28 protein-coding genes and 2 tRNA genes are annotated in these 24,975 nt (G+C 59.1%); 9 read left to right on the top strand and 21 right to left on the bottom strand.

The annotated features are described in order from the left end of the window. Positions 1-31 precede the first annotated feature (31 nt). The 12 genes from OKW98_RS00570 to OKW98_RS00515 form a co-directional block, all read right to left on the bottom strand. On the bottom strand, positions 32-781 hold the full coding sequence (locus OKW98_RS00570; RefSeq protein WP_265387546.1) for a substrate-binding periplasmic protein: 750 nt from the start codon (positions 779-781) through the stop codon (positions 32-34). A gap of 142 nt (positions 782-923) precedes the next feature. Continuing rightward, positions 924-1,244 (bottom strand): hypothetical protein, encoded by a 321-nt coding sequence (locus tag OKW98_RS00565; protein ID WP_037016364.1) that lies wholly within the window; start codon positions 1,242-1,244, stop codon positions 924-926. Between the two features lie 171 nt (positions 1,245-1,415). Then, on the bottom strand, positions 1,416-1,907 hold the full coding sequence (locus OKW98_RS00560) for an AAA family ATPase (RefSeq protein WP_265387545.1): 492 nt from the start codon (positions 1,905-1,907) through the stop codon (positions 1,416-1,418). Positions 1,908-2,002: 95 nt separating this feature from the next. Further along, entirely contained in the window at positions 2,003-2,911 is a 909-nt protein-coding gene (locus OKW98_RS00555; protein WP_265387544.1) for an ImmA/IrrE family metallo-endopeptidase, read from the bottom strand. A gap of 14 nt (positions 2,912-2,925) precedes the next feature. Continuing rightward, entirely contained in the window at positions 2,926-3,240 is a 315-nt protein-coding gene (locus OKW98_RS00550) for a hypothetical protein (protein ID WP_265387543.1), read from the bottom strand. Between the two features lie 9 nt (positions 3,241-3,249). Continuing rightward, positions 3,250-3,486: a colicin E3/pyocin S6 family cytotoxin gene (locus OKW98_RS00545; protein ID WP_265387542.1), complete on the bottom strand. Its 237-nt coding sequence runs from the start codon at positions 3,484-3,486 to the stop codon at positions 3,250-3,252. A gap of 219 nt (positions 3,487-3,705) precedes the next feature. Further along, a tRNA-Thr gene (locus OKW98_RS00540) sits at positions 3,706-3,781 on the bottom strand. 295 nt (positions 3,782-4,076) lie between these two features. Continuing rightward, positions 4,077-5,282, bottom strand: a complete 1,206-nt coding sequence (locus tag OKW98_RS00535; protein WP_265387541.1) for a methyltransferase — start codon at positions 5,280-5,282, stop codon at positions 4,077-4,079. Between the two features lie 156 nt (positions 5,283-5,438). Then, positions 5,439-6,128, bottom strand: a complete 690-nt coding sequence (locus OKW98_RS00530; protein WP_265387540.1) for an ABC transporter permease — start codon at positions 6,126-6,128, stop codon at positions 5,439-5,441. Beyond that, positions 6,125-6,820, bottom strand: coding sequence for an ABC transporter permease (locus OKW98_RS00525; RefSeq protein ID WP_265387539.1), 696 nt, complete (start codon positions 6,818-6,820; stop codon positions 6,125-6,127). The genes OKW98_RS00530 and OKW98_RS00525 overlap by 4 nt, the downstream gene beginning before the upstream one ends. A 67-nt stretch (positions 6,821-6,887) precedes the next feature. Then, complete coding sequence (locus tag OKW98_RS00520; protein WP_265387538.1) at positions 6,888-7,652, bottom strand: ABC transporter substrate-binding protein; 765 nt, start codon at positions 7,650-7,652, stop codon at positions 6,888-6,890. Positions 7,653-7,665: 13 nt separating this feature from the next. Next, a complete protein-coding gene (locus OKW98_RS00515) occupies positions 7,666-8,439 on the bottom strand; it encodes an ABC transporter ATP-binding protein (protein WP_065987398.1) in 774 nt (257 codons plus the stop codon). 496 nt (positions 8,440-8,935) lie between these two features. Between OKW98_RS00515 and gabP the strand changes: the two genes are divergently transcribed. Then, on the top strand, positions 8,936-10,327 hold the full coding sequence (gene gabP / locus OKW98_RS00510; protein WP_265387537.1) for a GABA permease: 1,392 nt from the start codon (positions 8,936-8,938) through the stop codon (positions 10,325-10,327). A gap of 174 nt (positions 10,328-10,501) precedes the next feature. Here gabP and OKW98_RS00505 read toward each other — a convergent pair whose 3' ends face one another. From OKW98_RS00505 to OKW98_RS00485, 5 genes are all read right to left on the bottom strand, one after another. Further along, complete coding sequence (locus OKW98_RS00505; RefSeq protein ID WP_265387536.1) at positions 10,502-11,053, bottom strand: cytochrome b; 552 nt, start codon at positions 11,051-11,053, stop codon at positions 10,502-10,504. 90 nt (positions 11,054-11,143) lie between these two features. Then, on the bottom strand, positions 11,144-11,638 hold the full coding sequence (locus OKW98_RS00500) for a hypothetical protein (protein ID WP_265387535.1): 495 nt from the start codon (positions 11,636-11,638) through the stop codon (positions 11,144-11,146). Positions 11,639-11,702: 64 nt separating this feature from the next. Next, on the bottom strand, positions 11,703-12,362 hold the full coding sequence (locus OKW98_RS00495; RefSeq protein WP_265387534.1) for a hypothetical protein: 660 nt from the start codon (positions 12,360-12,362) through the stop codon (positions 11,703-11,705). 133 nt (positions 12,363-12,495) lie between these two features. Further along, positions 12,496-12,903 carry a hypothetical protein gene (locus tag OKW98_RS00490; RefSeq protein WP_265387533.1) on the bottom strand — a complete coding sequence of 136 codons (408 nt, stop codon included), beginning with the start codon at positions 12,901-12,903 and terminating at the stop codon, positions 12,496-12,498. Beyond that, entirely contained in the window at positions 12,900-13,487 is a 588-nt protein-coding gene (locus OKW98_RS00485; protein ID WP_265389858.1) for a DUF433 domain-containing protein, read from the bottom strand. Before OKW98_RS00485 ends, OKW98_RS00490 begins: the two co-directional genes overlap by 4 nt. A gap of 436 nt (positions 13,488-13,923) precedes the next feature. Here OKW98_RS00485 and OKW98_RS00480 point away from each other — a divergent pair, with 436 nt between their 5' ends. Continuing rightward, positions 13,924-14,340: a glycine zipper domain-containing protein gene (locus OKW98_RS00480; protein ID WP_265387532.1), complete on the top strand. Its 417-nt coding sequence runs from the start codon at positions 13,924-13,926 to the stop codon at positions 14,338-14,340. 243 nt (positions 14,341-14,583) lie between these two features. Here the strand turns inward: OKW98_RS00480 and OKW98_RS00475 are convergent. From OKW98_RS00475 to OKW98_RS00460, 4 genes are all read right to left on the bottom strand, one after another. Then, positions 14,584-14,659 (bottom strand) — tRNA-Phe (locus OKW98_RS00475). 102 nt (positions 14,660-14,761) lie between these two features. Next, positions 14,762-15,034, bottom strand: coding sequence for an oxidative damage protection protein (locus OKW98_RS00470; RefSeq protein ID WP_265387531.1), 273 nt, complete (start codon positions 15,032-15,034; stop codon positions 14,762-14,764). Continuing rightward, positions 15,031-16,098 (bottom strand): A/G-specific adenine glycosylase, encoded by a 1,068-nt coding sequence (gene mutY / locus OKW98_RS00465; RefSeq protein WP_265387530.1) that lies wholly within the window; start codon positions 16,096-16,098, stop codon positions 15,031-15,033. The genes OKW98_RS00470 and mutY overlap by 4 nt, the downstream gene beginning before the upstream one ends. A gap of 177 nt (positions 16,099-16,275) precedes the next feature. After that, complete coding sequence (locus tag OKW98_RS00460; protein ID WP_265387529.1) at positions 16,276-18,504, bottom strand: AsmA family protein; 2,229 nt, start codon at positions 18,502-18,504, stop codon at positions 16,276-16,278. Between the two features lie 330 nt (positions 18,505-18,834). Between OKW98_RS00460 and OKW98_RS00455 the strand changes: the two genes are divergently transcribed. From OKW98_RS00455 to OKW98_RS00425, 7 genes are all read left to right on the top strand, one after another. After that, entirely contained in the window at positions 18,835-20,496 is a 1,662-nt protein-coding gene (locus OKW98_RS00455) for an OFA family MFS transporter (RefSeq protein ID WP_265387528.1), read from the top strand. 269 nt (positions 20,497-20,765) lie between these two features. Continuing rightward, entirely contained in the window at positions 20,766-21,359 is a 594-nt protein-coding gene (gene hisB / locus OKW98_RS00450) for an imidazoleglycerol-phosphate dehydratase HisB (RefSeq protein ID WP_265387527.1), read from the top strand. Continuing rightward, positions 21,359-22,000: an imidazole glycerol phosphate synthase subunit HisH gene (gene hisH / locus OKW98_RS00445; RefSeq protein ID WP_265387526.1), complete on the top strand. Its 642-nt coding sequence runs from the start codon at positions 21,359-21,361 to the stop codon at positions 21,998-22,000. The genes hisB and hisH overlap by 1 nt, the downstream gene beginning before the upstream one ends. After that, on the top strand, positions 21,997-22,257 hold the full coding sequence (locus tag OKW98_RS00440; protein ID WP_037016295.1) for a DUF2164 domain-containing protein: 261 nt from the start codon (positions 21,997-21,999) through the stop codon (positions 22,255-22,257). Before hisH ends, OKW98_RS00440 begins: the two co-directional genes overlap by 4 nt. Before the next feature lie 92 nt (positions 22,258-22,349). After that, positions 22,350-23,087, top strand: a complete 738-nt coding sequence (gene hisA / locus OKW98_RS00435) for a 1-(5-phosphoribosyl)-5-[(5-phosphoribosylamino)methylideneamino]imidazole-4-carboxamide isomerase (protein WP_237253314.1) — start codon at positions 22,350-22,352, stop codon at positions 23,085-23,087. Between the two features lie 121 nt (positions 23,088-23,208). Continuing rightward, positions 23,209-23,979, top strand: a complete 771-nt coding sequence (gene hisF, locus OKW98_RS00430; protein WP_265387525.1) for an imidazole glycerol phosphate synthase subunit HisF — start codon at positions 23,209-23,211, stop codon at positions 23,977-23,979. Between the two features lie 206 nt (positions 23,980-24,185). Continuing rightward, on the top strand, positions 24,186-24,941 hold the full coding sequence (locus OKW98_RS00425) for a substrate-binding periplasmic protein (RefSeq protein WP_265387524.1): 756 nt from the start codon (positions 24,186-24,188) through the stop codon (positions 24,939-24,941). Positions 24,942-24,975 lie beyond the last annotated feature (34 nt).

The following is a 24,975-nucleotide window of genomic DNA, read 5'->3' as shown; positions in this document are numbered from 1 at the left end:
CGGCAAGCACGAGCCACGGAGCTAGGCTGGCCTACTGGACGGGCAGCCCTTTCAAGTAGTCATGCTGGGCGCGTTTGATCGCGCCGTTTGACTGTAGCGTATCGATCGCGGTCTTCAGCTTCTCGACCATCTGAGGGTCGCAGTCCTTCGAGCACGCCAGATACAGATCGGCGGTCATTAATGCCCGACTCATCATCAGCGGGCGATCGCTGATCTGCTTCCAGATATAAAGCGTCTCCGGCACGCCGTTGAACCACGCATCCACCCGGCCCTTGAGCAACATCAGCGCCGGGTTCTCACCAATCTTCAGCGGATAAATCTGAGCGGCGGAAAAACCTTCCTCACGCAACCGCACTTCCTGCGCCGAGCCACTGCCCACAGCGATCATCTTGAAGGTCCTGCGCGCCTCTTCAAAACTGTCGACGTGACGATCGAGGCTGAAAAACGCCCGGTCCATCGTCATCAGCGGAGCGATCCAGGTGAAGTTTTTTTCCCGGCTTTGAGTGCGAGTCAGCGGCGCGATGAGTTTGTTCGACCCAAGCGCCACATCGCGTTGCGCGCGCGGCCACGGCGGCGACAGCAGGTGGGCGGAATACCCGGCCATCGCCATGGCCTGAAGGCTGATGTCGCCCGCGATGCCATGCTGGTCGCCTTGACTGGCCATGGTCAGCGGTGGCGCTTCGGCCACATACAAGTCGACGACCGGCAGCGCAAACGCCGCTGACGACCACGCCAACAGCGCGCTGGCCGCGTAACGGGTACAACAGGAAATCCATTTCATGGCAGTCATGCTCAAAGGGAATAGGGCGCCGGGACAGTCCTTGTGCCTGGTCTGCTATCCAGTCTGGCACCTGTTCGGGATATCTGCCGGGCACAGCGCGCATCCTGCGTCAATTCCGGGGGAATATTTGAGCGAAGGCGAATCAGGTCTTGTTGTGCTCATTGGTGTAGCGCCCGCTCAGCACCCAGCCACACTCCAGCAACGTCTCGATCCAGTCCTCGTACGAGTCGTCCACGTCCAGCAGGTTCATGAACTGATCCTCGATATGGCAGCGGAAGGTCTGCTCCTCGACGTTCCACTCAACGTCCCGAATCCGCCAGACGCGCTGCATCGGCAGCTGAATGTTCAAGCCATGGAAAGGGACGAACGGCAGCTCCACTTCGTAGAGCAGCTTGGACCATTCAGACGAAATCTCCGGGGTCTGGTGGGTCCAGACGTACTTGATCAATCGGACTTTGTGCACGGTTGGGCCTTCTATAGTGATTCTGATGGCGGGTCGCTGTCCTGACGCAGACGCGAGGGCCCGTTGGATGGGTATACGTTACTCGAAGGGGGCGGGATGGGGGAGGGGGCGCTTCGAATCTAAGGGCGCCGTTTGAACCTGATGGCAAGGTTCTCTCTGGGAGGCAGCCGTTTAGGCGTGATCCTGGTGAATGACTACGTTGAGCCCCTCTTCCTTATCTGGGGCCACAAAGTAGCTGGTGATCAAATCGAACTCTGCGTCAGTCGCTGCGAAGTCATGCTCGCCACGCTCGTTTCTGAGGTGCAGCCGGGCTCGGCAGGTTTCGTCGTCGATATCGATGAAGTGAAGGCTGTGAGAGGCCTGTGCGGTAGCAGCCAGACTGCGTAACCAGTGGCGGTCTGAGGGGGTGTTGGCGGGGAAATCGAGAACCACATTGATCTTGGCCTTCAGCATGTCGATGACTAGAGGGCCTACGACATCTCGGAGTCTTTTTGAGAGTGTTACGTAGTCTGCGACCGAGTGGATCTGGTCTGGGTAGAGTCTTGAGAGCCAATGGTCTTCGGTCAGCAGGATCGCTGCGTGGTCACGCTTTAGAGAGTTCGCCAGCGTTGATTTCCCGGATGCGATTTTGCCGCAGAGGAGGTGGAGTGTGGGGTTAGCCATGGAGACGCTTCCTTGTGTCGAGCCAACGATGATGCCCGTGGATCGCTGTCGGCACAATAAGCCGCTGTGACGAGTGGACGGTGTCAGTTTAATAACTAAATGCGTTGCTTGAGTTCTTTTACTCTTTTTATGACAAATTGCTCGAAGAGTTCATGTTCAAGGACGCCCCTGAGGTTTTCTTTGTTGGTAAACGCGCGAATGATTGCGCCGCATATCTCAGGTTCGCTGAGAGCTTTATCTCTACCGTAAGCAGCAGCCAAGACTCCGTTGATGCTTTGCAAATACTGGTGTGCTGCGGTCTCCTCCATGATTTGTGCGAGAACCACCCGCCACGGCCTATGGTCTACTTCCTTGATGTCACGACCAACAAATGTCCAGCTCATGTACAGCTGGCTGTCAATTTCGAACTGTTCGAAATTGTTGTCTGCCCCGAATGACCCGTTGTTGACAATAGTGCCTTGAATAGGCAAATGCGGCGCCGACGTGGATTTACGAGCGCTCAGTATTCTGTATGCACTATCTACATGTATGCAGATCACGGGGCACGGAAGAGGGCGTAATATTTTATTAAGCGTTGCCTCTCTGGAGGCGCCTGACTGCGCAAGCACAGAGCGAAAATATTGCTCCAGGTTAGCTGAACGTTGGAATTCTGCGACAAGCCACTGGGAGGGCATCAGTAATTCAGCGGCGAAGCGATTGGCCTCGGATTCCATCTGGCTATACGCAGCATCGACCTTGCCGTTTTCTAAATGAGACACGATGGTGCCTGTATGCCAAGGAATGACAACGTGACCAATTTCGTGCGCGAGGGTAAATTTTCGCCGAGTGGCAGGTGCGGATGAGTTGACTAGAATCAGAGGCTTGGTCGATTCGCCGATTCCGATTGTTATGCCGTCTACACCAAAAGGCAGCTCAAGATATTCAAGATTTCCGTATGCAGAAGCGAGTTGCTCAAGGTCGTAAGGTGGGGCCAGTCGGCGAATGGCCAACACGCGATTGGCCATCTTTTCCTCGGGAGTCACTCTATTTTGCCTATGCTGCGCAGCCACGCCTCGACTTTGGTTGCTTCAGACACTGAGCGCGCTCGCGCCGCAATAGCAAATTTGTCTTGGGCAAGCTGATCCTCAAGGGATGTACCGAACTTATGGGCGGCCAATACAAAAGGCAGTACTGATGGCGTCGTCGACCATAACTGGTACTCCTCCCAACGCATGCCCAAGTACTCGTGCAACTCAAGGTCTACACCTTCATGGCCTTCGTGCCACGCCTCGATAAACTGGTCGATTTCTTCTTCCAGCACGTCACCTTTGAGGCAGAGCTCTACAAAATTCATATGAACCTCTCAGTTCGTTTTGATTCTTCGTCCGCGGACAGGAGGTTTCAAGGCAAGCCCGGTTACAGGGCAAACCGAACCCAAGTGAAATCCACGCCGGTCGAAGACTTCAAATTCGCCGTGGAGCGAGTCCCAGGAGTAATACCGCTGCTCTACCCCATCAAAATAATATTTACGCCCGCCATCTACATACGCGACCCTGAAGCCACTGACTATAGAGGGATCAGGTCTCGGCTTGCCACCCATCCACTATTCCTCACGCCGACCCAAGTCGGCATCGTCTTCGATGGGCAGCACTGTATCTTGCTTCTTCTCGCGTGGATGGCAGCGCTTGGCGCGGCCTCTTATCAGATGCTGCCGGAAATGCTGTGGGAAGTTTCGCTGACGGCGAAACGAAAAAACCCGCCAAAAGGCGGGTTTTTCTGAAGTTTCAGAGACGTTAATAGCCTTCTCAGAAACCTTGTATGGTGCCGGCACCAGGAGTCGAACCCGGGACCTACTGATTACAAGTCAGTTGCTCTACCAACTGAGCTATACCGGCGTTGTGGGCGCTGATTATAGGGATTTGATCTGGCGAGTAAAGCCCTAATTTCAGTTTTTTCGCCGCCCTTATGCCCGAAGGTGATTACCGTTATTCACAATCCGCACAAACCTAAGGCGACGATCGGTCAGATTCAGGAACCATTCTCAATCGTTCGCAAGCTACTGTTTTAGCGCCAATTTTGTGCTGCCTAAAAAATGAACAAATGGTTACATCCCCTCCAAAGCAGGATTTCCGGGCGTTCGCTGGAATTTCATCAACAGAGTTATCCACAGGTGCCCGCGTCAAAAAACGCTCACAGTCGCTCTGCAAGAATGAGCAGATTGCGCGGAGTGACTTTGCTGTCGCAGAAGGTGCCGATGTGCACGTCGTACCAGCACTCAGTCAGATAAAGCGCGCGGTCGAGGATGAGCCAAATTTCCAGCGGCCGGCGGAAGAGGTTGCGCAGCAGTTCGAGGTTGCGCACTTCGGCCAGACGCGCCCAACCCGCTGCTTCAAGGGCGGTCCAGTCCTGAATGCCGGGGGAGGGGAGTTGCTTGAGTTCGGCGAGGTCGCGGCAGTAGTCGGCGAATGGTTTGTCGAGCCAGGCGCTGGGCAGCGACGGCGTTGGCAGGTAGTCGTCGACGCCGCGTAGCTGTCGCTGCAGCAGGTCGAATCCGAGGCGTCTGGCCATGGAGGTGTCGCGCTGGCGGCGCACGCGGGCGCCAGCGGTGACGGTTTCGGTTAGGGGCAGGCCGAGGTCATCGATGGAGAGCGTGAGCGTGGACGCTTTGCCCTGCCGGGATATCGGGCGGTAGTGCTCGCCGGTGATGCGGTTGTAGCAGCAGGGCGCGATGGCCAGTTGTTGGCAGTGGGCGTCGCTGGCCAGATGCATGAGGCGCACATGAAGGTCGCCGCAGGCGTGGAGGGCGACGGGTGTGTGATGCGCTTCGAGGCGCCCGGCTGCATCGTCGGCCATGACGTCTTGATGCAGATGGTTCGCGTGGATGCCCAGTTTTTCGCTGAGTTGCCGTCCTGCTTCCACCAGTTGCGCATCGTATTCCAGGCAGGTGAGCGCTTGGCCGCCATGGGCGAGGCGTCGACCGAGATGGCCTTTGCCCGAGCACCAGTCCAGCCAGTGGGTTGGCTGTCGCTGAAAGGTCAAGCGGCTGGCGAAGGCTTCGATCTGCTGCCACTTGCGGCCGGGTACGTCGACGCTCATGCGCGCTGACACAGTCTCCAGGCTCATGGGTGGCAGCGGGTCGATCTCGCTTAATGCCTTCGACTGTAAGGCTAGCTGCGTAAACGGCTGTGGCGCATCGAGCTGTTCGGGATGGTTGTGCGCAGCTTCCGCCTTTTCGAGCGAACGTTGTCGCAGCCAGCTCGCCAGCTCCGGGTGCTGCGATTCCCACGGCAGGTGGCGATGGGTGAAGGGGCGCGGGCGCCACAGTGCCTGATGCTCTAGGAGGAAGACATCGAGCGCGGCGAATCGGGATTGGAGTTGCGCAGGTGTGAGTGGCATTGGGTTCTGGCAGTTGAGCTGTGCCGTGCAGCATACGGTGAATCAGGGGCAGGGGGCGCTCTTCAGCCATGGCGATCTTTGGCGGTTGAAGTGCCGCTTTCGCGAGCAAGCTCACTCCTACAGGGACCGTATTCTCTGCGGGAATGCGCAGTAGCCTCACCGCCCTTGGCTGGCGTCCACCCGCAAATAGCGCTCCAGCAGTTTGAAGCCTTGCACCAGCACGAACGACATCACCAGATAGATTAACCCGGCGATGAGGAAAGTCTGCTCCGGCATGTAGGTCCGCGCGTTGATGGTGCGGGCCATGCCGGTGATGTCGAGCAGGGTCACGGTGCTCGCCAGCGCGCTGGCCTTGAGCATCAGAATGACTTCGTTGCTGTACGCCGTCAGGCCGATGCGTGCGGCGCGGGGCAGGATGATGTACAGCAGCGCTTTGCCTCTGGACATGCCCAGTGCGCGAGCCGCTTCGATTTCGCCGGGCGGCACGGCCTGAATGGCGCCGCGCAGGATCTCCGCGATGTAGGCGGTGGTGTGCAGCGTCATGGTCAGCGCCGCGCAGAAGAACGGGTCGCGCAGGTAAGGCCACAAGGGGCCTTTGGTGACGACGTCGAATTGCGCCAGGCCGTAATAGACCAGAAACAGCTGCACCAGCAGCGGCGTGCCACGAAAGAAGAAGATGTAAGCGTAGGGCAGCGCCCGGACATAGGCGTTACGCGAGGCGCGAGCGATGCCCAGCGGTATGGCGAGAATGAGGCCGGCAATCACCGCGACGGCGACCAGCTCCAGCGTCACGGTGGCGCCGTGCAGCAGTTTCGGCAGCCATTTGAGGACGAATTCCCAACTCATGACGCGCTCCTCACAAAACCCACCGAAGCGCGTTTCTCCAGCCATGCCAGGCCGATCATCGACACCGCGGTCATGCACAGGTACATCAGCGCCGCGACCATATAGAAGGTGAAGGGCTGCTTGGTGGACGTGACCGCGATCTGCGCGTGGCGCATGACTTCCTCAAGGCCAATGACCGAAACCAGCGCGGTGTCCTTCATCAGGATCATGAACAGGTTGCCGAGCCCCGGCAGCGCAATGCGCCACATCTGCGGCATCACCAGTTTGAAGAAGATGCGCGAGCGCGACATGCCCAGCGCGAGCCCCGCCTCGCGATGGCCTTTCGGGATCGACAGTATGGCGCCCCGAAACACTTCGGTTGCGTAGGCGCCGAAGCACAGGCCCAACGCGATAACGCCAGCCGCGAAAGCACTCAGCGACAGGTTCGGAATGTCGAACAGCTTGCCGATCGCCCGCATCGAGCTGACCGTGCCGAAGTAGATCAGCAACACCCACAGCAATTCGGGGATGCCGCGCACCAGCGTGGAGTAGGTGCCGCCGAGCCACTGCAAGGCACGATTTGGCGAGGTCTTCGCCAGCGCCCCGTGCAGGCCGAGGACCAGCCCCAGGCAGAGGGCCGACAGCGCAAGTTGAAGGGTCATCAGCATGCCGGCGGCCAGGGCCGGGCCGAATCCATAGAGATCGAAGTTCATGGCGTTGTTTGTCTAGAGGGCAGACGCCGCCGTCTGCGCGAGCAAACGGCGGCGATGGTCAGGCAGGTCAGAGGATGCTGAACGGGAAATACTTGTCGTTGATCTTCTTATAGGTGCCGTCGGCGATGATTTCTTTCAGCGCTTCGCTCAGCTTGTCGCGCAGCGGGTCGTCTTTACGCACCGCGATGCCGATCTTGTCGTCAACCGGCAGCGCATCACCTTTGAACTCGAAGCTCTGGCCTTCCTTGCCTTTCAGCCACTCGTAGCTGGCGTATTTGTCGCCGAGCACTGCGTCGAGGCGGCCCGACGCCAGGTCGAGAAAGGCGTTTTCCTGGGAGTCGTACAGCTTGACGGTCACGTCGTCGCCCCAGTTGTCTTCCAGCCACGAGCCGGACAGGGTCGCGCGTTGGGCACCGATGGTCTTGCCCTTCAGCGTTTCCTTGATGGCGGCCAGGTCGCCGCTCAGGTTCGTGGTTTTTGGCGCGACGAACTGCAGCTTGTTGGAGTAGTACGGAATGGTGAAATCCACGGCCTGCATGCGTTCTTCGGTGATCGACATCGAAGAAATCAGGAAATCGAACTTCTGCGCGTTCAGCGCCGGAATGATGCCGTCCCAATCGGACGTGACGGTTTCGCAGGTCACTTTCATCTTGGCGCACAGTGCGTTGCCAATCTCCACATCAAAGCCCACCACCTGACCGCTGGCGTCCTTGTTGTTGAACGGCGGGTAGGCGCCCTCGATGCCCATTTTCAGGGTGTCGGCAGCAAAGGCGCTGGAGGCCATGGCCAGGGTGGCGGCAGCGGCCAACAGAATGTTTCTCAGGGTCTGCATCGATGTTGCTCCGTTAGCGATTGCTGGACATGAATTGTTTGCAGCGCGCCGACCGTGGGTCATCGAAGACCTGGTCTGGCGATCCTTGTTCTTCTATCAGCCCTTGGTGCAGGAAGATTACTTCGCTGGACACCTGGCGGGCGAAATTCATTTCGTGGGTCACCATCAGCATGGTCCGGCCTTCTTCGGCCAGGCCACGAATAACACTAAGCACTTCCTGCACCATCTCGGGATCGAGGGCAGATGTAGGCTCATCGAACAGAATGACCTTGGGCTGCATCGCCAGCGTGCGCGCAATGGCGGCACGTTGCTGCTGACCGCCCGACAACTGTGCAGGATAGGCATGACGTTTGTCGGCGATTCCCACTTTGGCCAGCAACGCTTCGGCGACTTCGGTGGCTTCAGCTTTGCTCTGCCCCAGCACTCGGCGCGGCGCCTCGGTGATGTTATCGAGGACGGTCATGTGCGGCCAGAGATTGAAATTCTGAAAGACAAAGCCGATCTCGCTGCGCAGGCGGTTGATCTGACGGTTGTCGGCGGCGATCAGTTCACCCTTGCGGGTAGCTTTCAGCTTGAGTTCTTCGCCGGCGACTAGAATCTGCCCCTGATGTGGGTTCTCCAGCAAATTGATGCAGCGCAGCAGCGTCGACTTGCCTGAGCCGGAGGAACCCAGAATCGAGATCACATCGCCATCGCGGGCACTCAGCGAAATGCCCTTGAGCACGTCGAGTTCGCCATAGCGCTTGTGCAGATTGCGGATTTCCAGGGCGGGCGTGGCCTCGGCCATGTTCAGTCCTCGTGTGTTCGGTGGGCTCATCGGGTTGGCCAGTTGGATGACGCCTGGCGGTCGCAACAGGCGTGCTGCGCGAAGCCTTAATGGGATGAGCTTGATGGGCGCCGGCGTAGAATGCCGTTGCGCAAAAAGGGCGCGATGGTGCCAGCTTTACCCGCCGTGGGGAAGGGTGTTTCGGCCACGAGCGCGATCGGCAGGCATTCTTGTGCGCTTATTTGGTGCCATTTCGTCGTGAGTGTGTATTTTCGGTGCGGCCAATCGTCTCACTCCTGTTGCGCTCGGTAACGTTTCCTACACGACTGGCGAATTGCTATTGCATTCATGGACTTGCGGAAATCGTCTGGAGCGGGCGTATCCCGCTGCGACGTCGTATTTGAAACATCTTGGCGTAATTCTTGCGTAAAAAATAAATAACAGAGCTGTTGTGTTCTCTTTACGAAGAGCCGCCACGCGTCCTGATCCGTACAAAAATCCTTCTAAGGTGGGTTTCATGAGCAGTACACCCAACGCTTCAAACCTTGAACAAGGGCTCAAGCCGCGCCACATCACCATGCTCTCGATCGCGGGCGTAATCGGCGCCGGCCTCTTCGTTGGCTCCGGCCACGCGATTGCCGAAGCCGGGCCGGCCGTACTTCTGGCCTACGGCGCCGCCGGTACGCTGGTGGTGCTGGTGATGCGCATGCTGGCGGAAATGGCCGTCGCTTCGCCGGACACCGGTTCTTTCTCGACTTACGCCGACCGTGCGATCGGGCACTGGGCCGGCTTCACCATCGGCTGGTTGTACTGGTGGTTCTGGGTGTTGGTCATTCCACTGGAAGCCAATGCCGCCGCGACGATTCTGCACGCGTGGTTTCCGAACGTGGCGATCTGGGCGTTCACGCTGGTGATCACCCTGCTGCTCACCGCGACCAACCTGTTCAGCGTGAAGAACTACGGAGAGTTCGAGTTCTGGTTCGCCCTGATCAAGGTCATCGCGATCATTGGTTTCGTGCTGCTGGGCATTGCGGCGGTGTTGGGTCTGCTGCCGAATAGCCAGGTCAGTGGCGTCAGTCACTTGTACGACACACAGGGTTTCCTGCCTAACGGCATGGGCGCGGTGCTCGCAGCGATGCTGACCACCATGTTCTCGTTCATGGGGACTGAAATCGTCACCATCGCGGCGGCAGAATCCAAGAATCCCGGCCAACAAATCACCAAGGCCACCAACTCGGTGATCTGGCGGATCTGCCTGTTCTATCTGCTCTCGATCTTCCTCGTCGTCGCGCTGGTGCCTTGGAACGACAGCCGTCTGGCTGAAGTGGGTTCGTACCAGACCGTGCTCGATCTGATGGGCATTCCGAACGCCAAGCTGATCGTCGACATCGTCGTGCTGGTCGCAGTGACCAGCTGCCTGAACTCGGCGCTGTACACGGCTTCACGCATGCTCTTTTCCCTCGGCAAACGTGGCGACGCGCCTGCTGTTTCCCAGCGCACCACCAAAGCCGGCACGCCTTACTGGGCGGTCCTGCTGTCGACCGGCGCTGCGTTTGCCGCCGTGTTCGCCAACTACGTCGCACCTGCGGCGGTGTTTGACTTCCTGCTGGCTAGCTCGGGCGCCATCGCGCTGCTGGTGTATCTGGTAATCGCCGTGTCCCAACTGCGTATGCGCCGCAAGCGTGAAGCAGCAGGCCAGGCCATCGACTTCCGCATGTGGCTGTTCCCTGGCCTGACCTGGGCGGTGATCGTGTTTATCGTCGCCGTGCTGACCATCATGCTGTTCCAGGAAGGCCACCGCATGGAGATCATTGCCACCGGGCTGTTGAGCCTGATGGTCGTGGCAGCAGGCCTGCTCGTTTCGAGCCGTCGCAAGGCGGGGAAGGCAGGCAAGGTTGTGATGAACTGATGGGGGAGTGAGTCGGTTGTAAACGACCGCTTTCGAGAAGCCGCTATCAGGGATGATGGCGGCTTTTTTTGTGCTGATGATTGGGTCCTGAGGAGCGCGGGGATTGCTCGCGATAGTGGCCTCGCAGGCCCATCTCTATTGAATTTGGATAAGTCATCGCGGGCAAGCGCGCTCCTACACTGTTCTGCGCATTCTTCCTAACACCGACTTGCCACGCACTTGGTGCAGCACCACCGCCGCCAGGTGCAGCGCCACCAACCCTGCCAGCGCCGCGCACAGGACGTGATGCACCTGATGCAGCTCCAGCAGCGCGATCTTCGAGTGAATGAGCTGTGGCAGCGGCACCAGCGCCAGGAGCATGACAGGGTGGCTCATCATCAGCACCCCGGTAATCAAAACGCCGGCCACTGCCCCATAGATCGCCTTGTGTGCAGCGCTCGCCAGTCGCGCCTGAGCGTTTTTAGCGGAGTGCCGCGCAGGGGCTTTGACCGCCAGCCACAAACGCCAGACGAAGAACGGAATGAACAGGCTGGTCAGTTGGGGATTGAACGACTCGACCCACTGCCGAAATGGGTCGCTCTCATCGAGCAATGCCACGCCGAAGCCGCTGAACGTCGCCCACAGGATGACGGCGGCGGACAGCCAATGCAGGAAAATTCGGGTTCGGGAATAAGCGCTCGTTTCGCCTGAAGCCGGTTCAGGCAAAGGAGTGTTTGGGAGTGTCAAAACGGCCAGCCTTTAGTTGAGAAGGAGTTGCATTCTCGTAATGGCGCAAAGCTACCGTTTTGACGGGGGTCATGTAAATCAAAAAACGTTTTAAGAACGCCCGCCTGCACCTTGTGCGTTCTTTTTCTGCAGGATCACGGACGCTTCGTTGTAGGCGGTCTGAAAGGCGTCGCTGCCGATCCATTCAACGGCCGAGTCTTCGTCTTCTTCATGGAAGAGCCCGCGGTAGGTGATCAGCAGGCCCATCATGAAATCGGTCGCCGGCTCTTCGTCTTCTTCGGCAATCACCAACTCCAGCACCGGGTACTGCAGGAAGACCACGCACAGCGCCAGCAGGCTTATCGCTTCGGCCTGCTTCATTGCTTCGAACAGGTCGTCGAAATCCGCCGGATCGAAGCCGTTTTCTTCGATGTCTTTGAAATCGAACGTGCTCAGGTCGATCTCGACGTCATCGAAAGGCTCGTTGACGAAGGCATGGTTGAGCACCGGGTGAATGACGCTCGGCCGGGCCTTGCCTGAACGGTTCTGCTTGGCTTTGGCCTTTGCACGCTGGGCGCGTTTTTGCTGTTTGTCGGGGGAGGCCATGACGGCGGTTCCTTGTGCGGTGCAGCCATTCGCATGGCCCAGGATCATCGGGCGCGTATTGTATTCAGTCTTGAGCCGGTTCGTCGTGCTTGTTGCGGTCGACCCCCAGCATCTCCAGTGTGGACTCCATCTCGATCTCGTCGAGAACCGCACGGAAGGCCTCGTAGAAATCATCATCGTGGATGCGCGCACGAACGGCCGCCTCGTCCATTCCGTGGGCCCACATCCAGTAGGCGCCAAGCGTGTTCACCAGGACATCGAGGTAGTCGTCGAAGTTGATGTCGTAGAAAGCGTGGGCAGCTATGGGACCTCTGGCGAAGGCATCGAGCAAGTCCAGGAACCCTTGCTCCTCGGCACGCTTGAGCACTTCGTAATGCGCGAGGCGTTGCTCCTGAGACGGCTCTGGCGCAGGGGACTGGTAAACCTCCATCAGCAGCATTTCGTCTTCAGTGAGCGACATCTCGATGTCCTCGCCCCTGATCACCGCCGCCATCGCCTCCCGCGCTTCTTCGTCCATGGTTTCAAGGAAGTCGGGCTCTACGAAATTCTCTAGCAGGGTGTCGTCGTCCAGGAGCGCTACTTCGTCGTCCGAGAAGAAATCAGGCATGAAGTAATCCGGCACGATCGGGCTGACGGTCTGCGGATGCTGGCGGGCGACACGCTGCGCCTTGGCTTTGGTCTTGGCGCGCTTGGCGCGTTTCTGTTGCTTGCTGACAGATGCCATCACGGACTCCTTGGTCGGCTTGGGTCAACGATGTTAATAAATCGCGCCCAATAAAAAACCCCTGAATCTTTCGATGCAGGGGTTTTTCGGTATTTATGGTGCCCAGAGACGTAATCGTAAGCCTAACGCGGGACTACATTTTTAATTGCTCAAACTTCCCGGGCGCTGAAAATCTCCAGACCACCTTGAATGCCGCACCGCCCGATATCAGTTCCGCCTGCCGAATGATGGCAGGCCACCATCGGACAAGATTTTCAGCCTTACTCCAGTAGGTTGTCTGGCCCCATTGCTTGGCAAGACAGAAGACCGGCAGGCCGCACTCCCTGAAGGCCTGCCGCTCGGCGTTTCCCTTGGAAAACTTGTCTTGTGACACCACAGCCCACCCGCCTTCGGCAGTGAGGTCGGTAATCCAGTGGATGTCACTTGTGTCCGCTGGGAACCTGTCCCTAAGCGGGACTACGACATGGCCTTCGCCGCTGCATAGCTCGTGCAAGGCTCTGGCAATGGACGGTGGAAGATTGTTATCGATCAGAAAATTCAAGCAGCGATCCTATGCTCAAAGGTCACCGCAGCGTCCACTGCCGCGGTCGGAATTTCGAAAATCACAGACACACGTTTTGCGTCCTGGCCTTCAGCCAGATAAGCGTGGTAAATCGACGCTGTATCGACACCAGTGGAAGAGAGAACCGGTTTTCCGAAGTTGCGGTTCGGGTCCAGCACGATTGCCTTGCTGCGCTTGACTGGATACCAACGCTGCGCCTTTCCCTCACCCGTATAGTCAATGCCTTCATACAGCGCAGGCGCGATGACTTGCCTGAATGCGTACTGACGTTTCGCCAGATCCAGGATCGCCTCGTCGCCAGTCTCGTCAAAGACGGTGGCGAATATGCTCCTGCCGTCAGTCTGGAATCTTCTGCATGTGAACGGATAGTGCTGGTCAAAAATTTCCTTGGCTTGCCTGGATGCTGCGCGAATAGATTGAAGGCTCACGCCGTGCTTTCGAAAGGCATGGACAAATCTGATCTCGAGCAGGTCGTGGAAGCCAAGCAGCTTGTCGTCGCCGATACCCATTTCAGGAAGCCACAGACCGTAATGCTCCACACCATCCGCCTTATAGCCGAACAGCCATCTGCGAATATCCTTGGCGGGGATGCCCGTGTAGAGGCCAGCTTCTGAGGGGGTATATACGCCGACTCCAATGAGGCGGCTGAACGTATCGATAGTCTTCATGCACGCCTCCCCTGTCCGTGGTTGTTGAAAAAAATGCATTCTGAGGTTGATCAGGGTCTCGTTCAACTGATCTTGGGTGAGCGCTCACGGGAAAATTGTAAAAAAGCCGGTGCGTGGCGAATAGGAACTCCGTGTGGCTCCCCATCCTGGCGCCGGCCACCCGCCAGTAGTTCTACCCTATCAAGATTTACCCACAGCAGCCGATGTATGGGTATGAGCTTCCCGTTGGACATACTCTGAGTTGAATCTCCCTAGCCCAGTCCAGCACCGCCGTTTTAGTCCTGCTCGATGTTCCTCCGAGGGACTACTTCACCCACTTGAGATTGAATCCATGCGAATAACTATACCGGTACTGCTTTTAGGAATGCTTGGCGCTCAATGCGCGCTGGCGGCTGGGGATGGAACATCTGCAGTGGGCGGAGGCATAGGCGGTGCGCTCGGGAATGTCATTGGACAGCAAATGGGTGGAAGCACCGGCGCCGCGGTTGGTGCTGGTGTAGGTGGAGCCGCTGGCGGAGCTTTAGGCGCCAAAAGGGGAAGCAAGACCGAAGCGGCTATCGGCGGGGGGCTGGGATCAGCGGGTGGGTCTGTCATTGGTAACCAGTTGGGTGGCTCAACAGGGTCAACCATAGGTGCCGGCTTAGGCGGCGCTGCCGGAGGTGCAGTGGGTAGCAACCTGGCAGATGACGGCGGCAAAAATCGATCTAACGGCAAGCGACATGGGCACAAGAAAAATAAGCATGATTGATAGCCCGGCGATCTGTTCCCATACCTCCAATCAAGCGATTTGAGCGACGACGCAGGCGTTTGTCGGAAACGTCGGCCACCACCTGGGCGTTTTCACGCAGATCCGGCTCTGAGCTCACAAATCTATTCACATCTATCCGGGCTTACAAGGAAACGGTGGGGAACCGTGAAAAGCAAAAAGCCCGCACGAGGCGGGCTTCTTGTGTGTTTTCAGGTGTGCTTGGCATCACCTGAAAACGAAAGGTGGTGCCCAGAGACGGAATCGAACCGCCGACACGGGGATTTTCAATCCCCTGCTCTACCGACTGAGCTATCTGGGCAACGGGGCGCATTAAACGTGTTTTTCAGGAGGTCGTCAAGCAGGGTGTCTAAAAAAATCTGAATTATTTCCTCCGCTTACGACGAACACGGTCTGAGAAGGGTTATTCGGCAGGTGGAACGTAGCCGTCGGCCTTGGCGTATTCCTCGCCGGACAGGTATTTGTCCATCTCGGTCTGCAGGAATTTGCGATCTTCGGCGTTCATCATGTTCAGGCGGCGCTCGTTGATCAGCAGGGTCTGGTGTTTCTGCCAGTCGCCCCAGGCTTTCAGCGAGACATGGTTGTAGATGTCTTCACCTTTGGCGCCCGGATACGGCGGACGGTCCAGGCCAGGCAATTCTTCTTTGTATTTGCGGCACATCACGGTGCGGGTCATGAGGACTCTCCTGCATTCAATACGTCGGCTGCGTTTTTCAGCAGTTTCTTCACCGGGGCGGCAAGGCCCAGGCGCGGCGGGGTGGCGAGGTTATACCAGAGCCAGTCGTCCTCGGCCACGTGATGGGCGGACGCGCGGACCCGGACCAGCCACGGTTCGATGGTCAGCTGAAAGTGGCTGAACGTGTGAATCAGGCCCGGCAAGGCTTGGTGCTCGCCCATCTCAAGAGCGTGCTGGTTGGCCAGATGCTGCATGTCGTTGAAGTCGTCCAGTTCCGGCAAGCTCCACAGCCCGCCCCACAGCCCGGTCGAAGGGCGGCGATACAGCAGAATCGCGCCTTCGTGGTTGGCGAAGAGGGGCATCAAGGTGCGTCTTTGCGGCACGACCTTGCGCGGTTTCGGGATGGGATAGCGGGTTTCCTGACTGAGCATGTGCGCTTCGCAGCCGCGCTCAAGGGGGCAGAGCAGGCAGCTGGGTTTGGTCCGGGTGCAGAGCGTGGCGCCCAGATCCATCATCGCCTGGGTGTAGTGATTGACTCGGCTTTGCGGCGTGTAGCGCTCGGCCGTGGCCCACATCTGCTTCGCCACCTTGGGCTCGCCGGGGTAGCCCTCCTGCGCAGTGAAGCGGGCGAGTACACGCTTGACGTTGCCATCGAGGATCGGCGCGCGCAGCCCCATGCTGATGCTGGCAATCGCGCCTGCCGTCGAGAGGCCGATGCCCGGTAGCTCAACTAGCTTTTCCACGTCGCGGGGGAATTCACCACCGTGCTCGGCCACCACGATTTTCGCGGCTTTCTGCAGGTTGCGCGCGCGGGTGTAGTAACCCAGCCCGGTCCACAGATGCAGGACCTCATCTTCCGGCGCTTCGGCCAGAGCCTGCACGCTGGGCAGCGCTTCCATGAATTTATCGAAATAGCCCAGCACCGTGCTGACCTGGGTTTGCTGCAGCATGATTTCCGACACCCACACGCGGTAAGGGGTGATGTCGTGTTGCCAGGGGAGATCATGACGGCCGTGGCGGTCGTACCAGTCGAGAACGGCGGAGGAGAATTGCTCGGGTTGCATCAAGGGTTCCGGTGATAAGAGAGAGTCGGGTTGCATCGCCATGTCTGGATTAACGCTTGCCCGCGAGTGCGTTGTGTCAGCCACCACAATGGTTTCTGACCTGACGCATTCGCGGGCAAGGTGGAGCGCCACCCCGGTCGCTCCTACAGTTCGTTCTGCAGCGCCTGTTGAGTGGGGTTAACGCTTGAACAATCCCTTGATCGCATCCTTGAGCTCGGGACTCACCTTGTCCCCCAGCTTTTCATCGATCTTGTCGCCAATCCGGTCGCCTGCCAGTTTCGCGGCGACCTTGCCCAGGCCGTCGTTATCCAGACGGCAGGCCTTGGCGCCCATTTCCAGCGGGCCACGGCAGAGCACCGGCCATTCGATGCCGACAAAACGCGGGTTCACCTCGCAGGCGGGGTCCGGCATGTCGCTCTTGTCGCCTTCGATGATCACGCCGACGCGGTAGTTCATGCCCATGACGCGCAAGTCGATGTCGCCATCGCCGTTGATGGTCAGGCCCGGCGTGCGGACTTTCAGGTCCGGGTTGCTGGCCACGCCGTTGCGGAACACCAGATTGCCATTCAACTGCTGGAAGGGCGTGTCCTTGCCGCGTGGCTCACCACTCAGGCTTTTGCGATTGAGCGTCGAGATGCCCCGGCAAAGTTGTTGTTCGAGGTTGGCATTGACCAGCACACCGTCGTTCAGTGCAAAGCTGGCGGTACCGTTGAGGCTTTCGACCAGCGCCTTCTCGCTGTTGCCCTTGGCGGTCACGTCGCTGGTGAGGTTGAGCAGGCCGCGCAGAGGCGGCGTGGTGCCCTGGCTCTGGATGAAATGCTCCACCGGCACCTTGGCAATATGCGTCTGCACGCTGGCCAACGGCACTTCGGGCCGCGCATCGAGATTGCCTTTGACCTCGAAATTACCGTTGTACAAATCGCCGCGCAGGCTGTTAACCGTGATCACGCCGTCAAGCGCCGACGTTTTCAGCGCCGCGTTCTGGATCGGTAGCTTCTCCAGGGTCAGCTTGCCGAAGCTCAGATCGGCATCGACATCCAGTTTGCGCAAGCGCTCAAGGGGCAGCAGCTTCGCGTCGCTCCAGGCGCCTTGGGTCGGCTGGTTCGGCAGCGGCGAGGTGCCCGACGCCACCATCGCTTCGGCCTCGGCACCCTGAACTTCGGCTCTGCGAGCCGCGCCTGCGCCCTTGGATTGTTCACTCTCTGGCATGCGATAGCGGTCAGCGTTGAACGTATCGGCCTTGAGTTGAAGACGCAGGGACTGTTTGGCGAAGTCTTCAACGGCGACGTGGCCGGTGATGGTGCTGTCGTCGAGTTTCACCGTCAGGTCATCCAGCGAGACGCTATTGGGCGTCGCTGCGATGCGGGTGACCAGTTCCAGTTTGTTCAGGCTGCCATCGCCAAGGGTTGGCGCGGGCTGACCGATGTTGTCGAGGAAGTCGCGCAGGTTGAACTGGGCAATCGAAATGCCGCCCGTGAGCTGCGGCGTCTTGTCCAGATCACGTACATGCAGTTCGCCGATGGCGCGCAGTTGATTGGCTGACAGCTTCAGATTGGTCCATTCGGCGACGTTGGCGGACATGTCTGCCAGCAATTGGCCCTGGGCCGAGAACGTCAGCGTCTTGCCCTGAAGTGGATCGCCCGTCACATCACCCGAGAAACGCATGTCGTCGAGCTGGTAACGCTTGAGCACGCGATCAAAACGCAGCTTGCCGGTCAGTTCGGTTTTGGTGCGCACGACGGGTTGATTGGTGCTGAGGAACGCGGTCAGTTTCAGCGGGATGTCGGTCGCGTTGTGGATCGGTCCGGTGCTCAGCTGAATGCTCTCGGCGCTGAACTGCCGGGCCTTGGGAATATCGTTGAAATCGATGCGCGCGTTGTTCACGGTCAGGCTGTCGATGTCCAGCTTGAGCGGCTGCCATTGCTTATCGGGCTTGGCGGATGCGGTATCGGCTGGCGAAGGCGGTGTAGCGGGTGGCTGGGCAGGAGTGGCCGCAGTGGCGGGCACTTTGCCGATGTCCTCCCAGTTGCCGTGGCCGTTTTCGTCACGGGTCAGCGTCAGGTTCAGGCCCTCGACGCGCACGTCGCTCATCTGCACTTCCTTGCGCAACAGCGGCAGCACGCGTACTGACAGCCCGAGCATCTGCAGGTCGGCGAAGGGTTTGGACGGCTCGCTCAAGGTGGCCACGCTGGCGTCGTGCAGCTCCAGGCCCAGCCACGGAAACAGGCTCCAGCCGATATCGCCATTGAGCGTCAACTCGACATGGGCGCGATCGCGAACCAGTTTTCGAATCTCGTCTTTGTAATCGTTGGGATCAAAAAAGTGGGTCAGGGCAAAGCCAAGAGCCACGATGATCAGCAACAGCCCGAGAAGGGTGAGCCCCAGGATTTTGCCGAACGCTTTCATGGGCGAGTCCTTGTGTCGAGTCGTTCAAAATTTAGCCCGCGAGTATAGCGTTCTCACGCAAGCACCGGGTTTTGGATCGCCACAGACGCCGCCGATCAAATGGGCGGCGCCCTGCACAGTGACAGACGGCGCTAAAAAGGTAGTAGCAGAATGCTTTCTTTTTACTCGCAAATGGTAATCTCGCGCTGTTCACCAGCTTTGCTGCGTCGAATTGTCACGTAAAGAGATGTTCTGCCGATAAACCACCAAGGCCTGCGTGCTTTAAGAGTGGTGGCGGAGCTATATCGCTGTTCTTGCGGGATAAAACTATAAATTGGGGGCAACAATAAGATGACTACGAGCACTGCTCTGGGCGGTACCGCCGCTCAGCCTGCGTTCTTGTCCAAAGAGCGCATTATCGCCAAACGCGGTTTCAACCGTTGGCTGGTTCCGCCAGCTGCATTGGCAATCCACTTGTGTATCGGCATGGCCTACGGCTTCTCGGTGTTCTGGCTGCCGTTGTCCAAGGCAATCGGCATCAAGACTGCTCTCGCCTGCCCGGCAGACATGAGTTTCTTCGAGCAAGTCTTTTCGTCCAGCTGTGATTGGCCGATCTCCATGCTCGGCTGGATCTACACCCTGTTCTTCATTTTCCTGGGTTGCTCGGCAGCCATCTGGGGCGGCTGGCTGGAACACGCAGGCCCACGCAAGGCAGGTGTCGTATCGGCGCTGTGCTGGTGTGGCGGTCTGCTGATCTCGGCGCTCGGCGTTTATACGCACCAGATCTGGCTGATGTGGATCGGCTCGGGCGTGATCGGCGGTATCGGTCTGGGCCTGGGCTATATCTCGCCGGTCTCGACGCTGATCAAATGGTTCCCGGACAAACGCGGCATGGCGACCGGCATGGCGATCATGGGTTTCGGCGGTGGCGCGATGGTTGGCGCTCCGCTGGCAACCGCACTGATGAGCCACTTCGCCACGCCTGACAGCGTCGGTGTCTGGCAGAGCTTCGCGGTGATGGCGGTGATTTACTTCGTCTTCATGATCGGCGGTGCACTGTCCTATCGCGTTCCGCCGACCGGCTGGAAACCTGAAGGCTGGACCGCTCCTGCGAAGAAAGCCAACAGCGCGATGATCACCAACCGTCACGTGCATGTGAGTGTTGCGTGGAAGACCCCGCAGTTCCGTCTGGTCTGGCTGGTGCTGTGCCTGAACGTTTCGGCAGGCATCGGCATCCTCGGCATGGCTTCGCCCCTGCTGCAGGAAGTGTTCGGCGGCAAACTGCTGGGCAACGATCAGCCTTTCGGGCAGTTGGATGCCTCGCAACTGGCGGCCATCGCGGCCATCGCGGCGGGCTTCACCGGTCTGCTGAGCCTGTTCAACATCGGCGGACGTTTCTTCTGGGCATCGTTCTCGGACTACATCGGCCGTAAAGCCACCTACTTCGTGTTCTTCGCGCTGGGCTTCTTGCTCTACGCGTCGGTACCGACCCTGGGTCACTTGGGCAGCGTTGCGCTGTTCGTGGCGGCGTTCTGCGTCGTGCTGTCGATGTACGGCGGCGGTTTCGCGACCGTTCCGGCTTACCTTGCTGACCTGTTCGGTACGCAGATGGTAGGCGCGATCCACGGTCGTCTGCTGACCGCATGGGCTGCCGCTGGCGTGCTGGGTCCGGTGCTGGTGAACTACCTGCGTGAGTATCAGTTGAGCCACGGCGTTGCACGGGCCGACGCCTACGACATCACCTTGTACATCCTCGCGGGTCTGCTGGTGTTGGGCTTCATCTGCAACCTGCTGGTGCGTCCGGTAGCCGACAAGTACTTCATGACCGACGAGCAATTGAAGGCTGAGCAAGCCTTCGGTCACGATGCCGGCGCCGATCACAGCACTTCGCTGGAATGGAAAGCTGATCCGAGCACCAAGCCACTGGCGATTCTGGCCTGGCTGGCAGTGGGCATTCCGTTGGCATGGGGCGTGTGGATCACTCTGCAGAAAACTGCGGTGTTGTTTCACTAAAACCCTCGCGGAGTTGGCCTGAAGATTTCAGGCTGACCCCGCACCCTGTAGGAGCCAGCTTGCTGGCGAACCTTGATGCGTCAGGCAAAGTATTGAGCTGACGCACCGCGTTCGCCAGCAAGCCGGCTCCTACAGTCCATTTGTACAGACATGTACATCCCCGTCAGTGCCATTCCCCCCGGTCCGGCATTGCTCGCTTCATGTTTCTGTTTCCCCGCCACACGCCTATAATGGCCGCCTTTTCGCCCAATGATTTAGCGGAGCTGGTGATGGCCGAACGTATGGTGTTCGTCGAGCGCGACACTCTGGAAACCCAGATCAAAGCCTCGATCAACCTGGATGGCACCGGAAAGGGCCGATTCGATATCGGCGTCCCTTTTCTTGAACACATGCTCGACCAGATCGCCCGTCACGGGCTTATCGATCTGGATATTGAATGCAAAGGCGACCTGCATATCGACGATCACCACACCGTGGAAGATGTCGGCATCACGCTGGGTCAGGCGTTCAGCAAAGCCATCGGCGACAAAAAGGGCATCCGTCGCTACGGCCACGCCTACGTCCCGCTGGATGAAGCGCTGTCACGCGTGGTCATCGACTTCTCCGGTCGGCCTGGCCTGCAAATGCACGTCCCGTACACCCGCGCCACCGTCGGCGGCTTTGATGTGGACCTGTTCCAGGAGTTCTTCCAGGGCTTCGTCAACCACGCCAACGTCACGCTGCACATCGACAACCTGCGCGGCCACAACACCCACCACCAGATCGAAACCGTCTTCAAGGCGTTCGGCCGTGCGTTGCGCATGGCGGTAGAGCTTGACGACCGCATGGCTGGCCAGATGCCGTCGACCAAAGGCGTGCTGTAATGCAGACCGTTGCCGTTATCGACTATGGCATGGGCAATCTGCACTCAGTGGCCAAGGCGCTGGAGCACGTCGGCGCCGGTCGCGTGCTGATCACCAGCGATGCCGACGTGATACGTGAGGCTGATCGTGTCGTGTTCCCCGGTGTCGGTGCGATTCGCGACTGCATGGCGGAAATTCGTCGCCTGGGCTTCGATACCCTGGTGCGTGAAGTCAGTCAGGACCGTCCGTTTCTCGGAATCTGCGTGGGCATGCAGGCGCTGATGGAGCGCAGCGAAGAGAGCGGTGGCGTCGATTGCATCGGCGTATTGCCCGGTCAGGTGCGCTTCTTCGGCAAGGATCTTCACGAAGACGGCGAGCATCTGAAAGTCCCGCACATGGGCTGGAATGAAGTGGCGCAGGCCGTGGATCACCCGTTGTGGGCCAACATTCCGGACATGGCGCGGTTCTATTTCGTACACAGCTACTACATCGAATCGCCGAACCCGCAGCAGATCGTCGGTCGTGGCCACTACGGTCATGACTTCGCCGCCGCATTGGCCGACGGCTCGCGCTTCGCCGTGCAATTCCACCCCGAGAAGAGCCACACCCACGGCCTGCAGTTGCTGCAGAACTTCGCGGCGTGGGACGGCCGCAGGTTATGAGCAAGAAAACCAAGCCGCCGATCCTGACCCTCACTCCCGAGCAGGAGAGCGAGGCATGTCACACGATCAAGCGGTTCATGGAAGACCGTTTCGAGCTGGACCTGGGTTCGTTCGAAGCGGCTGAAATTCTGGAATTGTTCACCCGCGAGATCGCGCCGCATTACTACAACCGGGCGATCTTCGATGTTCAGACGCACCTCAAGGAGCGTTTCGAAAGCATCGAGAGCGATCTGTGGGCGTTGGAGAAGAGCAGCTAGAAGCGGCAAGTTTCAAGCTGCAAGAATTGTTAGATGCGCAGACTTGCAGCTTATAGCTCGCGGCTCGCAGCTCTTTTGACGAAGGAAAAAGAATGCTCATTATTCCCGCGATCGACCTCAAAGACGGCGCCTGTGTACGCCTGCGCCAGGGTCGGATGGAAGATTCCACGGTGTTCTCCGATGATCCGGTGAGCATGGCTGCCAAATGGGTCGAAGGCGGTTGCCGCCGTTTGCACCTGGTCGATCTGAATGGCGCGTTCGAGGGTCAGCCGGTCAATGGTGACGTCGTGACGGCGATTGCACGTCGTTACCCAAACCTGCCCATCCAGATCGGCGGCGGTATCCGCTCGCTGGAAACCATCGAGCACTACGTCAAAGCCGGCGTGAGTTACGTGATCATTGGCACCAAGGCGGTCAAGGACCCTGACTTCGTTGCCGAAGCCTGCCGCGCGTTCCCGGGCAAAGTGATTGTGGGTCTGGATGCCAAAGACGGCTTCGTCGCCACCGACGGCTGGGCTGAAGTCAGCACCGTGCAGGTGATCGATCTGGCCAAGCGCTTTGAAGCCGACGGCGTCTCCGCCATCGTTTATACCGACATCGCCAAAGACGGCATGATGCAGGGCTGCAACGTCCCGTTCACCGCCGCGCTGGCCGCCGCGACCCGCATTCCGGTAATCGCCTCGGGTGGCATTCACAACCTGGGCGACATCAAGGCGCTGCTCGACGCAAAAGCACCCGGCATCATCGGTGCAATCACCGGCCGTGCGATCTATGAAGGCACGCTGGATGTGGCTGAGGCCCAGGCGTTTTGTGATCAGTACTCGGTCTGACTTGTAGGAGCGCGCTTGCCCGCGATGGCGGTGTGTCAGGCGCTCTAAATAGAGGGTCTGCCGACGCAATCGCGGGCAAGCGCGCTCCTACAGGTGGACAATATTTCGGAGATTGACCCTCATGGCCCTCGCCAAACGCATCATCCCTTGCCTCGACGTCGACAACGGCCGCGTGGTCAAGGGCGTGAAGTTCGAGAACATCCGCGACGCCGGTGATCCGGTGGAAATCGCCCGTCGTTATGACGAGCAGGGCGCCGACGAAATTACCTTCCTCGACATCACGGCCAGCGTCGATGGCCGCGACACCACGCTGCACACCGTCGAGCGCATGGCCAGTCAGGTGTTCATCCCGCTGACCGTGGGTGGCGGCGTGCGCACGGTGCAGGACATCCGCAATTTGCTCAACGCCGGTGCGGACAAGGTATCGATCAACACCGCAGCGGTGTTCAACCCCGAGTTCGTCGGTGAAGCCGCTGCCCGCTTCGGCGCGCAGTGCATCGTCGTGGCCATCGATGCCAAGAAAGTCTCGCTGCCCGGCGAAACCCCACGCTGGGAAATCTTCACCCATGGCGGTCGCAAGCCGACCGGCCTGGACGCGGTGATGTGGGCCAAAAAGATGGAAGAGCTCGGTGCCGGCGAAATCTTGCTGACCAGCATGGACCAGGACGGCATGAAGAACGGCTTCGACCTGGGTGTCACCCGCGCGATCAGCGATGCCCTCGGCATCCCGGTGATCGCCTCGGGCGGCGTCGGCAATCTTGAGCATCTTGCTGCCGGCGTGCTGGAAGGCCACGCCAGCGCGGTGCTGGCGGCGAGTATTTTCCACTTCGGCGAATACACCGTGCCCGAGGCCAAAGCGTACATGGCGGCGCAAGGGATCGTGGTTCGCTAAGCCTCCGGCCGCTCCGCCACTGAATCTCCAGCGGCTGAGCCTTCGTGAGCAAGCTCACTCCCACAGGGGCGGTGTTCGCGTTGCGACGAGAGGATCCGGCGCGTCGCAGCAACCTGCGTTGAAAACGACCATGCCCGCCGCCGAACTGGACTTTGCAGAGCGTTAGCGGCACTCTCATGCCGTCGTCAGGATCGGGTGCCAGGGATATGTTCAAAGGTGTTTTTCTCGCACTGGTCAGCGTCGCGACATTGCTGTCAGGAGCCGTCCGGGCCGACGATACGTCGGCCTATTCAATGGTGCTGCTGACCGAAAACTTCCCCCCTTACAACATGGCCACCGACGGCAAGAATTTCGCCCAGGAAGCCAATATCAAGGGCATCGCCGTCGAGGTGGTGCGCGAGACTTTCAAGCGCGCCGGTATCGGCTACAGCATGACCCTGCGCTTCCCCTGGGACCGCATCTACAAACTGGCGATGGAAAATCCCGGCTACGGCGTGTTCGTGACCGCGCGATTGCCTGAGCGCGAAAAGCTCTTCAAGTGGGTCGGACCGATCGGCCCGGACGACTGGATTCTGCTGGCGCGCGCTGACAGCCCCATCCAGTTGAGCACGCTTGAGGCCGCGCGGTCTTACCGAATCGGCGCCTACAAGGGCGACGCCATTGCGGTGGAGCTTGCGCGTCAGGGCATGAAGCCGATCACGGTGCTCAGCGACAAGGACAACGCCAGGAAGCTGGTCGACGGTCAGCTCGATTTATGGGCCACCGGCGATCCGGCAGGGCGGTTCCTGGCGCGCCAGGAAGGCATCACGGGATTGAAAACCGTGCTGCGTTTTAACAGCGCCGAGCTGTTCCTGGCATTGAACAAAGACACCCCGGACGCAGTGGTCCAGCGGCTGCAGGGTGCGCTGGATAAACTGCGCAAAGAACGCGTGGTCGATTCGATTTTCGCCAAGTACCTCTAATTGCCTCTAGCACCTCTGCCGAATCGCCTTCGGC

It is taken from the genome of Pseudomonas sp. KU26590, from assembly GCF_026153515.1.
Classification (GTDB): domain Bacteria; phylum Pseudomonadota; class Gammaproteobacteria; order Pseudomonadales; family Pseudomonadaceae; genus Aquipseudomonas.
This window is presented reverse-complemented; position numbering and strand designations above follow the sequence as displayed.